We start from the raw sequence: 12,274 nt of genomic DNA on the forward strand, positions 1-12,274 counted from the left end.
CTTTATAGCATAAGCCGGTAAGGAAACGAGAATGTTTCCTAAACCTGCATTATTTCATAAAGCCTTTATAATGACGCTTCACTAATTGAGACTCTAACTGTTTCATTGTTTCAAGTGCAACACCGACTACGATAATCATACTTGTTCCCCCGATTTGAGCCGAAGCTGGCAGGTTCATGAAGTTAATGAATAAAATCGGCATTACTGAAATAACTACTAAGAATAAAGCACCAACTAATGTTAAACGATAAAGAACTTTTGTTAAGTAAGCTTGAGTGTCATTACCTGGGCGGATACCCGGGATATAGGCACCTTGCTTTTTCAAGTTATCTGCCACATTTTCCGGATTCACCTGAATGAAAGCATAGAAGTATGTGAAGGCGATAATTAAAGCAACATAGATTAACATACCAACAGGTTTAGTATAGTCAAACGTGTTCGTAATAAACGCTGTTACATTATTATCTCCAAAGAATGTTGCTAAAGTTTGAGGTGTAACAATAAACGCAACCGCAAAGATTACCGGAATAACCCCTGCAGCATTTACTTTTAACGGTAAATGCGTTTGCTGTGCACCAACTTTAGGTGAATTCCCAGCAACTCGTTTTGCATATTGGATTGGAATTTTACGCAACGCTTGTTGAATATAAATAACTCCAACGACAACAGCAAGCAGCACTAGAACTAATAGAACTAAAATGGCAATATTGATAAACAATTGATCGCCAGCCCCATCAATTTGTTGTGCATAGATTTGGTTTACTGCGTTAGGAATCGCAGCTACGATACCAGCGAAGATAATGATAGAAATACCATTACCAACACCATATGCAGTAATTTGTTCAGATAACCACAATATGAAAGCTGTACCTGCAGTTAATACGATTGAAATCGTTAAGTATGATTGAATACTAGTATCCGTAATCAATGATCCGCCATAAAATTGGTTAAACCCAAAGCTCATTGCGAAAGATTGAATGAATGCTAATACAATCGTGAAATAACGAGTGAATTGAGCCAACTTGCGTCGACCTACATCACCTTGTTTCGCCCATTCTGCAAACTTAGGTACTACATCCATTTGAAGTAACTGGACAATAATTGAGGCTGTGATGTACGGCATAATCCCCATCGCAAAGATTGAGAAGTTTGCCAATGCACCACCGCCAAACGTATTAAGGAAACCTACTAAGCTGAACTCATCAGTTGCCTTTAATACATCTGCGTTAACATTTGGTACCGGAATGAATGTTCCGAGACGAAAAATGATTAACATTAAAAGTGTGAAGATGATTTTATTTCGTATATCTCGAACGCGCATAAAGTTAGAGATTGTCTGAAACATTAGATCACCTCAGTTGTTCCGCCAGCGTTCTCAATTGCTTCTTTAGCAGAAGCAGAGAATTTGTGAGCCTTAACATTAAGCTTAACGCTTAATGTACCATGACCTAGAATTTTGATTCCAGCTTTTTCGTTGCTCACGATACCAGTTTCTAATAATAATGCAGGTGTTACTTCTGCACCATCTTCAAAACGGTTTAACGCGTCAAGGTTAACGATAGCGTATTCTTTACGGTTAATGTTCGTAAAGCCACGTTTAGGTAAACGACGGAAAAGTGGGTTTTGACCCCCCTCAAATCCTGGGCGAACGCCGCCGCCAGAACGAGCGTTTTGACCTTTATGACCTTTACCAGAAGTTTTACCGTTACCAGAACCGATACCACGACCAACGCGGTTACGTACTTTACGTGAACCTTCTGCTGGTTTTAACTCATGAAGTTTCATTTGGGTGGCACCTCCTTGTTCGTATAATTGAAATTAAATTTCTTTAACAGTAACTAAGTGAGCTACTTTTGTAATCATCCCGCGGATTGCAGCGTTATCAGCTTGTTCCACAGTTTGGTTTAATTTACGTAATCCTAAAGCCTCAACAACTTTACGTTGGTTTGGTTTAGTACCGATGACAGATTTATTAAGGGTAATTTGTAATTTAGCCATTATAATTCCCCCCCTTATCCTAATAACTCTTCCACTGATTTACCACGTAGTTTTGCAACTTCTTCTACGCGTTTTAATTCAGTTAAACCTGCTACAGTTGCACGCACCATGTTGATTGGTGTGTTTGAACCAAGAGATTTTGAAAGAATATCAGTAATACCAGCTAGTTCAAGTACGGCACGTACTGGACCACCAGCGATAACTCCTGTACCAGGAGCTGCAGGTTTGATTAAGATTGAACCTGCACCGAAGCGACCTTGCACTAAGTGTGGAGTAGTTCCACCCACGCGTGGTACTTCGATTAAGTTTTTCTTCGCGTCTTCAACAGCCTTACGGATTGCATCTGGAACCTCTTGGGCTTTACCAGTACCAAATCCTACATGACCATTTTTATCTCCTACTACTACTAGAGCAGAGAAGCGGAAGCGACGACCACCTTTAACAACTTTAGCAACACGGTTAATTGTAACTACGCGTTCTTCAAGTTCTAATTTGTTTGCGTCAATGCGACTCATGAAGTATGTCCCTCCTTCTTATTAAAATTCTAAGCCGTTTTCACGTGCAGCTTCTGCTAAAGCTTTTACACGTCCGTGATATAAGTAACCGCTACGGTCAAATACTACTGTAGTAATATTTTTTTCAGCAGCGCGTTTAGCGATTGTTTCACCGATTTTAGCAGCAGCTTCTACGTTTGCGCCCATACCTTCGAAAGCTTTTTCTTGAGTATTAGCAGAAACTAAAGTTACGCCAGCTACGTCATCGATTAGTTGTGCATAGATGTTCTTGTTAGAACGGAATACGTTTAAACGTGGACGTTGTGCAGTACCCGAAATTTTAGAACGAACACGCCCATGACGTTTTTTACGAACTTGATTTTTATCTTGTTTCGTAATCACAGTGGTCACTCCTTTCAAAAATTAATGCGGTTTATGCCGCATTATTTACCTGTTTTACCTTCTTTACGGCGAACGAATTCACCTTCGTAACGGATCCCTTTACCTTTGTAAGGCTCTGGTGGACGTACGTCACGGATGTTAGATGCTAATGCACCAACACGCTCTTTAGAAATACCTTTAACGATGATCTTCGTGTTCGAAGGAACTTCGACCTCTAAACCTTGCTCAGGCGTAAACTCAACTGGGTGAGAGTAACCAACGTTTAGTACAAGCTTAGTACCTTGTAACTGTGCACGGTAACCTACACCGATAAGTTCTAGAGTACGAGTGAAGCCTTCAGAAACACCTGTTACCATGTTAGCTAGTAACGCACGAGTTGTACCGTGGTTTGTACGGTGTTCTTTAGAATCAGAAGGACGAACAACTGATAAAGTGTTGCCTTCTTGCTCGATTTTCATATCTTGGTTGAATTGACGAGTTAATTCGCCTTTAGGACCTTTAACAGTAACAAGATTGTCGGCACCGACTTCGATTGTTACGTTAGCAGGTACCTCGATAACTTTTTTACCTACGCGAGACATTTATATTGCACCTCCGTTCTTTTCTTACTAATTACCAAATGTATGCTAAGATTTCTCCGCCAACTTGTTTAGCGCGAGCTTCTTTGTCAGTTAATAAACCGTTTGAAGTAGATACTAAAGCGATACCAAGACCGTTTAATACTTTAGGTACTTCGTTTGTTTTAGCATATACACGTAAACCTGGTTTAGAAATACGTTTAAGACCAGTGATAACACGCTCGTTCTCTTTACCATATTTTAAGAAAATACGGATGATACCTTGCTTGTTGTCTTCTACATATTCTACATCACGTACGAAACCTTCACGCTTTAAAATTTCAGCGATCTCTTTCTTAACGTTAGAAGCAGGAACTTCTAACTTCTCGTGACGTACCATGTTCGCATTACGAATGCGTGTAAGCATATCTGCAATCGGATCAGTCATTGTCATGAAAATTTACCTCCTTCCCAAATTAGGGGATTACCAGCTGGCTTTTTTAACGCCAGGAATTTGTCCCTTATATGCAAGTTCACGGAAACAAATACGGCAAAGTTTAAATTTGCGGTATACAGAGTGTGGACGGCCACAGCGTTCACAACGTGTATATTCTTGAACTTTAAATTTTTGCGTGCGTTGTTGTTTAACGATCATTGATTTTTTTGCCACGTCTTCGCCCTCCTTATTTTATTACTTTTGGAACGGCATACCGAACTGTGTTAATAACTCGCGAGCTTCTTCGTCAGAATTCGCAGTAGTTACGATCACGATGTCCATACCGCGTACTTTTGAAACTTTATCGTAATCGATTTCTGGGAAAATCAATTGCTCTTTAACACCTAATGTATAGTTACCGCGACCATCGAATGCTTTTTTAGAAACACCACGGAAGTCACGTACACGTGGAAGTGCGATAGAGATTAATTTATCCAGGAATTCATACATACGCTCACCGCGTAATGTAACTTTAGCACCGATCGCTTGACCTTCACGTAAACGGAAACCTGCGATAGATTTTTTCGCTTTAGTTACTACTGGTTTTTGTCCAGTAATTATTGTTAATTCTTCTACAGCTACATCAAGAGCTTTTGAGTTTTGAACAGCGTCACCAACACCCATGTTGATTACGATTTTCTCCACTTTTGGAACTTGCATTACTGATTTATATTCGAACTTGCTCATTAGAGCAGGTGAAACTTCATTTGAATACTTTTCTTTTAGGCGGCTCATGTGTGTACCTCCCTTCTCAATTTACTTATTAGTCGATTACTACACCTGATTTTTTTGCAACACGAACTTTTTTGCCATCCTTGATCTCAATACCTACACGAGTCGGCTCGCCAGATTTAGGATCGATTAGCATTACGTTCGAAATGTGGATTGCAGCTTCTTGAGATACAATTCCACCTTGTGGGTTAAGTTGGTTAGGTTTAACGTGTTTCTTAACGATGTTTACACCTTCAACAAGAACACGGTCTTGTTTAGGGAAAGCAGCTAAGATTACGCCTTCTTTACCTTTGTCTTTACCAGTAATTACTTTTACTTTGTCGCCCTTTTTAACATGCATTATGTGTCGCACCTCCTTGATTGGTACTGTCATGAAATTAAAGAACTTCTGGAGCTAAAGAAACGATTTTCATGAAGTTGCCATCACGTAATTCACGTGCAACTGGTCCGAAAATACGAGTTCCGCGTGGTGATTTATCATCTTTGATAATTACGCAAGCATTCTCATCAAATTTAATGTAAGTACCGTCTTTACGACGAGCACCTGATTTTGTGCGAACGATAACAGCCTTAACAACGTCACCTTTCTTGACAACGCCACCTGGTGTTGCTTTCTTAACTGTACAAACAACGATATCTCCGATGTTTGCAGTTTTACGACCAGAACCACCAAGTACTTTAATCGTTAAAACTTCACGTGCACCTGAGTTGTCAGCAACTTTCATACGACTTTCTTGTTGAATCACTTAGGTTACCTCCCTTCGGAAATATATTTTATTCCGAAATGTGTTATTAAATAATAACCGCTTTTTCTACAACTTCAACTAAACGGAAGCGTTTAGTAGCTGATAGCGGGCGAGTTTCCATGATACGTACGATATCACCGATATTCGCAGTGTTTAGCTCATCATGAGCTTTAAACTTTTTCGAGTATTTTACACGCTTGCCATAAAGCTTGTGCTTTTTATGAGTTTCAACTAATACAGAAATTGTCTTATCCATTTTGTCTGAAACAACACGGCCCGTGTAAACTTTGCGTTGGTTACGCTCAGTCATACTTAAAACCCTCCTTTATCAGTTATTTGCACTGATTTCTCTTTCACGAATCACAGTTTTCATACGTGCAATCGCTTTGCGAACTTCACGGATGCGAGCTGTGTTTTCTAATTGACCAGTCGCCAATTGGAAGCGAAGGTTGAAAAGCTCTTCTTTCAGTGATTTTACTTTTAATTCAATTTCATTAGTGGCAAGGTCACGGATTTCATTAGCTTTCATTAGATTCACCACCAGTTTCTTGACGTTTTACAATTTTACATTTAACAGGAAGTTTATGTGATGCTAAACGAAGTGCTTCACGTGCCACCTCTTCAGATACACCAGCAATTTCGAACATTACTTTTCCTGGTTTTACTACTGCTACCCAACCTTCAGGAGAACCTTTACCAGAACCCATTCGGACTTCTAGAGGCTTTTTCGTGTAAGGCTTATGTGGGAAGATTTTGATCCAAACTTTACCGCCACGTTTCATGTAACGAGTCATTGCGATACGAGCAGATTCGATTTGACGGTTTGTAATCCAAGATGCTGTTGTAGCTTGTAAGCCAAACTCACCAAAAGATACTTCTTTACCGCCCTTCGCTTCTCCACGCATGTTACCACGGTGTTCACGACGATATTTTACGCGTTTAGGTAATAACATATTATTTGCCTCCTTCCACAGAGTTCTTTTTAGTAGGAAGGACTTCACCACGGTAGATCCAAACTTTAACGCCTAGTTTACCGTAAGTAGTATCAGCTTCAGCATGTGCGTAATCAATGTCAGCACGTAATGTATGAAGCGGAACAGTTCCTTCACTATAGTGTTCAGCACGCGCGATATCAGCGCCACCTAAACGACCAGATACTTGTGTTTTAATACCTTTTGCACCAGCGCGCATTGTGCGTTGGATTGATTGTTTTTGAGCACGACGGAATGATACGCGGTTCTCAAGTTGACGAGCGATGTTTTCAGCTACTAATTTAGCGTCAAGATCTGCACGTTTGATTTCAATAATGTTGATATGCACACGTTTGCCAGTTACTTCAGTTAAGTGTTTACGTAAGTTTTCAACTTCCGTACCACCTTTACCGATAACCATACCTGGTTTCGCAGTGTGAATAGTGATGTTTACGCGATTTGCAGCGCGTTCGATTTCTACTTTAGATACAGATGCATCTTTAAGTTTAGTTTCGATATATTTACGTACTTTGATGTCTTCGTGTAATAAGTTAGCGTAGTCTTTCTCAGCGAACCACTTTGACTCCCAGTCACGAATAACACCAACACGTAGTCCTATTGGATGTACTTTTTGACCCACGGATTAAACCTCCTTCTTCTCAGATACCACGATTGTAATGTGGCTAGTACGTTTGTTGATTGCCGACGCACGACCTTGTGCACGTGGACGGAAACGTTTTAATGTTGGACCTTCATCAACAAAGATTTCAGATACAACTAAGTTATTAACATCTAACTCATAGTTATGTTCAGCGTTAGCAACTGCAGATTTTAATACTTTCTCAACGACTGGAGACGCCGCTTTTGGAGTATGACGTAAAATTGCAACTGCTTCACCAATTTGCTTGCCTCGGATTAAGTCTACTACTAGACGAACTTTACGAGGAGCGATACGAACTGTACGAGCGATAGCTTTAGCTTGTGTCATTAGGATTTACCTCCTCTCAAAATTAGCGTCTTGTTTTCTTGTCATCTGCACCGTGACCTTTATAAGTACGAGTTGGTGCGAACTCACCAAGTTTATGACCTACCATATCTTCAGTTACGTATACAGGAACGTGTTTACGTCCATCATATACAGCGATTGTTAAACCGATGAAGTTTGGGAAGATAGTAGAACGGCGAGACCAAGTTTTGATAACCTGTTTTTTCTCAGAAGCCTCTTGTGCTTCCACCTTTTTCATTAGGTGGTCATCAACAAAAGGTCCTTTCTTTAAGCTGCGACCCATTTAGGAACCTCCCTCCGTGATACGACCACGGCTCTCGAACTGAACCGTAGTTTTACCACATTATTTTTTACGTCCACGAATAATAAATTTAGATGATTTATTTTTCTTGCTACGAGTTTTGTAACCAAGAGCTGGTTTGCCCCATGGTGTCATTGGAGATTTACGTCCGATTGGAGAACGTCCTTCACCACCACCGTGTGGGTGATCGTTAGGGTTCATTACAGAACCACGTACTGTTGGGCGTTTACCTAACCAACGAGAACGACCTGCTTTACCGATGTTGATAAGTTCGTGTTGTTCGTTACCAACTTGACCGATTGTTGCACGGCAAGTAGCAAGGATTAAACGTACTTCACCAGATTGTAAGCGAACGATTACGTACTTGCCTTCACGACCTAATACTTGCGCAGAAGTACCAGCAGAACGTACTAATTGTCCACCTTTACCAGGTTTCATTTCGATGTTATGGATTGTAGTACCCATTGGAATGTTTGCTAATGGTAATGCGTTACCTACTTTGATATCCGCTTCTGGACCTGAATAAATAGTTTGACCTACTTCAAGACCTTTCGGAGCTAAGATGTAACGTTTTTCACCGTCAGCATAGTTAATTAAAGCGATGTTCGCAGAACGGTTTGGATCGTACTCGATTGTAGCAACGCGTCCTGGAATGCCGTCTTTAAGACGTTTAAAATCGATAACACGGTATTGTTTCTTGTGACCGCCACCGTGATGACGAACAGTAATTTTACCCTGGTTGTTACGACCAGCTTTGCGTTTAGTCGGTTCTAATAAAGACTTTTCAGGTTTATTAGTAGTGATTTCAGCAAAGTCAGAAGACGTCATGTTACGACGACCATTTGAGGTTGGCTTATACTTTTTAATCGCCATTTGTATTCCCTCCTTCTTTAAGGTTACTTATATAAATTTGAAATTAGATTTCGAATAACTCGATTTCTTTTGAATCAGCAGTTAATTTAACAATCGCTTTACGACGTTTGTTAGTGTATCCACCGAATTTACCAACGCGTTTGAACTTACCTTTGTAGTTCATTACGTTTACTTTCTCAACTTTAACACCGAAGATTTCTTCAACAGCGTCTTTAACTTGAGTTTTGTTAGCGCGAGTGTCTACTTCGAAAGTATACTTTTTCTCTGCCATAATTTCTGAAGAACGCTCAGTAATGACCGGACGTTTTAAGATATCACGTGCTTCCATTATCCAAGCACCTCCTCAACTTTTTTTACAGCATCTTGAGTGAATACAACTTTATCGTGACCTAATAGATCTAATACGTTGATTCCTTCAGCTGTTAACACTGTAACACCAGGGATGTTACGAGCAGATAAAATAGCGTTTTCGTTAACTTCAGCAGTTACGAATAATGCTTTTTTGCTGATTTCTAAAGCAGCTAATACTGATTTGAAATCTTTTGTTTTTGGTGCATCAAATGATAATGCATCAAGTACTACTAAGTTTTGCTCTAATACTTTTGCAGATAAAGCAGACTTAATCGCTAAGCGACGAACTTTCTTAGGTAGTTTGTAAGAGTAGCTACGTGGAGTAGGACCGAATACAACACCACCGCCACGCCATTGTGGAGAGCGGATCGAACCTTGACGAGCACGACCAGTTCCTTTTTGACGCCATGGCTTACGACCACCACCAGCAACTGCAGAACGGTTTTTAACTTTGTGATTACCTTGACGTAAAGAAGCACGTTGTGCAACTACAGCGTCGAATAATACAGCTTCGTTTGGCTCGATTCCGAAAATCGCATCGTTTAATTCGATTTCACCAACTGAAGCACCTGTTTGACTAAGTACTGAAACCTTTGTCATTCCTGTTTCCTCCTTTCTTTAAGAGAATTATTTTGATTTAATAGCAGTTTTAACTGTTACTAATGCTTTTTTAGAACCAGGAACATTACCTTTAACAAGTAGTAAGTTGCGCTCTACATCAACCTTAACGATTTCAAGGTTTTGAATAGTAACAACTGTGCCACCCATTTGACCAGGTAATTTCTTTTGTTTGAATACGCGGTTCGGAGCAACTGGACCCATTGAACCAGGACGACGGTGGTAACGAGAACCGTGAGACATAGGGCCGCGAGATTGACCATGACGTTTAATAACACCTTGGAAACCTTTACCTTTTGTTACACCTGTTACATCGATTACATCGCCTTCAGCGAAAATTTCAACCTTGACTTCTTGACCAACTTCGTAAGTCGCAGCTTCTAAGTTGCGGAACTCACGGATGAAGCGCTTAGGAGCAGTATTTGCTTTTGCTACGTGACCTTGTTCAGGTTTGTTTGAAAGCTTAACGCGCTTATCTTCAAAACCTAATTGGATCGCTTCGTAGCCATCAGTTTCAACAGATTTCTTTTGTAAAACTACGTTTGGAGTAGCTTCGATTACTGTTACTGGGATAAGATCTCCGTTTTCAGCGAAAACTTGAGTCATACCAATTTTTCTACCTAAGATTCCTTTAGTCATTTGTCACACCTCCTGTAAATTTTAAGAAAAAGTTTATATTTGTTTTTACCATTAAAGTTTGATTTCGATATCAACGCCAGATGGTAAATCAAGCTTCATTAACGCATCAACAGTTTGTGGTGTCGGGTTAACGATGTCGATAAGACGTTTATGTGTGCGCATTTCAAATTGCTCACGAGAATCTTTGTACTTATGAACCGCACGTAAGATCGTGTATACAGATCTTTCAGTTGGTAGTGGGATCGGACCCGATACTCCAGCACCTGAACGTTTCGCAGTTTCAACGATTTTCTCAGCAGATTGATCAAGGATACGGTGATCATATGCTTTTAAACGAATACGAATTTTTTGTTTTGCCATTACTTTCCCTCCTTCTCGCCTATTTTCTAGACATTCTCCACGAAAATTTCTCCTACACACCGCCATGGCAAAGCGGCCGGGTGTGTCGGCAACCTCTCGCTTCATCGCAGTCAAAGACCAACATTCAACATTATATACAATAAAAAAGAAGTTCGCAAGTCTTTTAGCAAAATTCTTTTCATAATGTTTTATTCTTTATAAATAGGTTCGCTCTTTTTGAGCCGTTTTCTAGTATATAAGTTTATGACGGTGAAAGCAACTGAAAAGGGAGTAATATGCTTTAAATATATTATTCTGAAAACAATTGCTACAGAAAATCAAAAAATCGTCGCTTTCTCTTTGCTGAAAGCGACGACTATATTATAGGAAGAAAACGACTGCAATCCAGCCGAAAATAATCTGTGGAATATTATAGAAGAGAAATGTCGGTACACAAGTATCCCAAATATGGTTGTGCTGTCCATCGACATTTAATCCTGCTGTCGGTCCTAATGTAGAATCGGATGCCGGTGAGCCAGCATCACCAAGTACACCGGCTGTTCCGATTAAACAGATGATCGCTAATTCGCTTAGTCCCAGTTCCATTGCAATTGGAACAAAGATTGCTGCAATGATTGGAATTGTTGCAAATGAAGAACCAATTCCCATTGTGACGATTAAACCGACAATTAACATAATTAAAACTGCAATACTTACATTCCCGTTAAAAATATCCATTGCACCGGATACTAATAACTCAACATCTCCTGTCGCATTAATGACAGCAGAGAACCCGTTTGCTGAAATCATAACGAAACCGACAAACGCCATCATACGCATTCCATCCGATAGGACTGCATCTGCTTCTTTTACTTTTAGCGTCCCTGTTATATACAAAATTATAATACCGGCAATTGATCCGACAATCATTGAATCTGTCATTACTTGTACTGCTATAGAAGTAACTAGTGCTACTGCAGCGAATATGATGTGCAGTTTATTTACTTCTTTATTTAAGTCATTCGTTGTTTCCAGTTCAATGTTTTCGTATTGTCTTGGTTTACGATAGGCGATAAAGGCACCTACAAGCCCTACAGCCATCCCTAACGCTACTATAGCCATCGCCTTTGGAACATCTCCCAAAGTAACGTCTAACCCTGCTAAGGCCATTTGATCGACTATAATCCCCTGATAGATCAAACCAAACCCTGCAGGAATGAACATATACGGCATTACTAACCCGAATGTTAAAATACTTGCGATTAAACGGCGGTCAATTTGCAGCATGTTCATAATTTTAATCATCGGCGGTACGATTAAAGGAATAAATGCAATATGCACCGGAATCAGGTTTTGCGACATGATCGCCATTGCCAGCAGCACTAAGAAGATTAACGCTTTGGCAGCACCTTTCTTTTGAGTATCGCCTTCACTCTGTACAATTTTTAAAATTGCTTTCACTAGTACTTCAGGTATACCAGTACGTGAGATTGCAAGTGCAAATCCACCAAGCAGTGCATAGCTTAGCGCAATTGTTGCACCACCGCCAAGACCGTCGACAAAGGCCTTGATTGTTTCTGTTATATTTAATCCGCCAGCAAGGCCACCAATAATCGCCCCGACCGTCAGAGATAAAACGACATTTATACGTAGTAGGCTTAAAATAAGCATAACCCCTACCGCTATTAAAACAGCATTCATGTTGTACACTTCACTTTCGTCTGCTAAATTACTAATGTGTTAAAGTTACA

The 12,274-nt window shown here is 40.1% G+C and carries 23 protein-coding genes; all 23 read right to left on the bottom strand.

Annotated elements, in window-relative coordinates; genetic code table 11:
- Positions 1-49: 49 nt before the first annotated feature.
- The 23 genes from secY to MHB58_RS19630 all read right to left on the bottom strand — a co-directional run bounded on the left by secY (position 50) and on the right by MHB58_RS19630 (position 12,224).
- Positions 50-1,345: a preprotein translocase subunit SecY gene (gene secY, locus MHB58_RS19520; RefSeq protein ID WP_008406934.1), complete on the bottom strand. Its 1,296-nt coding sequence runs from the start codon at positions 1,343-1,345 to the stop codon at positions 50-52.
- Positions 1,345-1,785: a 50S ribosomal protein L15 gene (gene rplO, locus MHB58_RS19525; RefSeq protein ID WP_008406935.1), complete on the bottom strand. Its 441-nt coding sequence runs from the start codon at positions 1,783-1,785 to the stop codon at positions 1,345-1,347. The genes secY and rplO overlap by 1 nt, the downstream gene beginning before the upstream one ends.
- A 33-nt stretch (positions 1,786-1,818) precedes the next feature.
- Entirely contained in the window at positions 1,819-1,998 is a 180-nt protein-coding gene (rpmD, locus tag MHB58_RS19530; RefSeq protein WP_008406936.1) for a 50S ribosomal protein L30, read from the bottom strand.
- Positions 1,999-2,012: 14 nt separating this feature from the next.
- Positions 2,013-2,513 (bottom strand): 30S ribosomal protein S5, encoded by a 501-nt coding sequence (gene rpsE, locus MHB58_RS19535; protein ID WP_008406937.1) that lies wholly within the window; start codon positions 2,511-2,513, stop codon positions 2,013-2,015.
- 21 nt (positions 2,514-2,534) lie between these two features.
- Positions 2,535-2,894 carry a 50S ribosomal protein L18 gene (gene rplR / locus MHB58_RS19540; RefSeq protein WP_008406944.1) on the bottom strand — a complete coding sequence of 120 codons (360 nt, stop codon included), beginning with the start codon at positions 2,892-2,894 and terminating at the stop codon, positions 2,535-2,537.
- Positions 2,895-2,935: 41 nt separating this feature from the next.
- Positions 2,936-3,475, bottom strand: a complete 540-nt coding sequence (rplF, locus tag MHB58_RS19545) for a 50S ribosomal protein L6 (RefSeq protein ID WP_008406946.1) — start codon at positions 3,473-3,475, stop codon at positions 2,936-2,938.
- A 31-nt stretch (positions 3,476-3,506) separates the two neighbouring features.
- Positions 3,507-3,905 carry a 30S ribosomal protein S8 gene (rpsH, locus tag MHB58_RS19550; protein WP_008406947.1) on the bottom strand — a complete coding sequence of 133 codons (399 nt, stop codon included), beginning with the start codon at positions 3,903-3,905 and terminating at the stop codon, positions 3,507-3,509.
- Between the two features lie 30 nt (positions 3,906-3,935).
- Positions 3,936-4,121, bottom strand: coding sequence for a 30S ribosomal protein S14 (gene rpsN / locus MHB58_RS19555; RefSeq protein ID WP_008406949.1), 186 nt, complete (start codon positions 4,119-4,121; stop codon positions 3,936-3,938).
- Positions 4,122-4,142: 21 nt separating this feature from the next.
- Complete coding sequence (gene rplE, locus MHB58_RS19560; RefSeq protein WP_008406951.1) at positions 4,143-4,682, bottom strand: 50S ribosomal protein L5; 540 nt, start codon at positions 4,680-4,682, stop codon at positions 4,143-4,145.
- A gap of 28 nt (positions 4,683-4,710) precedes the next feature.
- Positions 4,711-5,019 carry a 50S ribosomal protein L24 gene (gene rplX / locus MHB58_RS19565; RefSeq protein ID WP_008406953.1) on the bottom strand — a complete coding sequence of 103 codons (309 nt, stop codon included), beginning with the start codon at positions 5,017-5,019 and terminating at the stop codon, positions 4,711-4,713.
- A 37-nt stretch (positions 5,020-5,056) separates the two neighbouring features.
- Positions 5,057-5,425, bottom strand: coding sequence for a 50S ribosomal protein L14 (rplN, locus tag MHB58_RS19570; protein WP_008406955.1), 369 nt, complete (start codon positions 5,423-5,425; stop codon positions 5,057-5,059).
- A 46-nt stretch (positions 5,426-5,471) separates the two neighbouring features.
- The gene (rpsQ, locus tag MHB58_RS19575) at positions 5,472-5,735 is read right to left on the bottom strand and encodes a 30S ribosomal protein S17 (RefSeq protein ID WP_008406957.1); all 264 of its coding nucleotides are present in this window, start codon (positions 5,733-5,735) and stop codon (positions 5,472-5,474) included.
- Positions 5,736-5,753: 18 nt separating this feature from the next.
- A complete protein-coding gene (gene rpmC, locus MHB58_RS19580) occupies positions 5,754-5,954 on the bottom strand; it encodes a 50S ribosomal protein L29 (protein WP_008406958.1) in 201 nt (66 codons plus the stop codon).
- Positions 5,944-6,378 (bottom strand): 50S ribosomal protein L16, encoded by a 435-nt coding sequence (rplP, locus tag MHB58_RS19585; protein ID WP_008406960.1) that lies wholly within the window; start codon positions 6,376-6,378, stop codon positions 5,944-5,946. Before rplP ends, rpmC begins: the two co-directional genes overlap by 11 nt.
- Position 6,379: 1 nt before the next feature.
- The gene (rpsC, locus tag MHB58_RS19590; protein WP_008406961.1) at positions 6,380-7,036 is read right to left on the bottom strand and encodes a 30S ribosomal protein S3; all 657 of its coding nucleotides are present in this window, start codon (positions 7,034-7,036) and stop codon (positions 6,380-6,382) included.
- A gap of 3 nt (positions 7,037-7,039) precedes the next feature.
- Positions 7,040-7,384 (bottom strand): 50S ribosomal protein L22, encoded by a 345-nt coding sequence (rplV, locus tag MHB58_RS19595; protein WP_008406963.1) that lies wholly within the window; start codon positions 7,382-7,384, stop codon positions 7,040-7,042.
- 22 nt (positions 7,385-7,406) lie between these two features.
- A complete protein-coding gene (gene rpsS / locus MHB58_RS19600; RefSeq protein ID WP_004233637.1) occupies positions 7,407-7,685 on the bottom strand; it encodes a 30S ribosomal protein S19 in 279 nt (92 codons plus the stop codon).
- 60 nt (positions 7,686-7,745) lie between these two features.
- Positions 7,746-8,576 (bottom strand): 50S ribosomal protein L2, encoded by an 831-nt coding sequence (gene rplB, locus MHB58_RS19605; RefSeq protein ID WP_008406964.1) that lies wholly within the window; start codon positions 8,574-8,576, stop codon positions 7,746-7,748.
- Positions 8,577-8,619: 43 nt separating this feature from the next.
- Positions 8,620-8,904 (bottom strand): 50S ribosomal protein L23, encoded by a 285-nt coding sequence (rplW, locus tag MHB58_RS19610; RefSeq protein ID WP_008406966.1) that lies wholly within the window; start codon positions 8,902-8,904, stop codon positions 8,620-8,622.
- Entirely contained in the window at positions 8,904-9,527 is a 624-nt protein-coding gene (gene rplD, locus MHB58_RS19615; RefSeq protein WP_008406968.1) for a 50S ribosomal protein L4, read from the bottom strand. The genes rplW and rplD overlap by 1 nt, the downstream gene beginning before the upstream one ends.
- A 27-nt stretch (positions 9,528-9,554) precedes the next feature.
- Positions 9,555-10,184, bottom strand: coding sequence for a 50S ribosomal protein L3 (rplC, locus tag MHB58_RS19620; protein WP_008406969.1), 630 nt, complete (start codon positions 10,182-10,184; stop codon positions 9,555-9,557).
- 51 nt (positions 10,185-10,235) lie between these two features.
- Positions 10,236-10,544: a 30S ribosomal protein S10 gene (gene rpsJ / locus MHB58_RS19625; protein ID WP_008406970.1), complete on the bottom strand. Its 309-nt coding sequence runs from the start codon at positions 10,542-10,544 to the stop codon at positions 10,236-10,238.
- Positions 10,545-10,904: 360 nt separating this feature from the next.
- Positions 10,905-12,224, bottom strand: coding sequence for a Na+/H+ antiporter family protein (locus MHB58_RS19630; protein WP_014822418.1), 1,320 nt, complete (start codon positions 12,222-12,224; stop codon positions 10,905-10,907).
- Positions 12,225-12,274: the final 50 nt, after the last annotated feature.

The organism is Solibacillus sp. FSL K6-1554, from assembly GCF_038005185.1.
Taxonomy (GTDB): Bacteria; Bacillota; Bacilli; order Bacillales_A; family Planococcaceae; genus Solibacillus; species Solibacillus silvestris.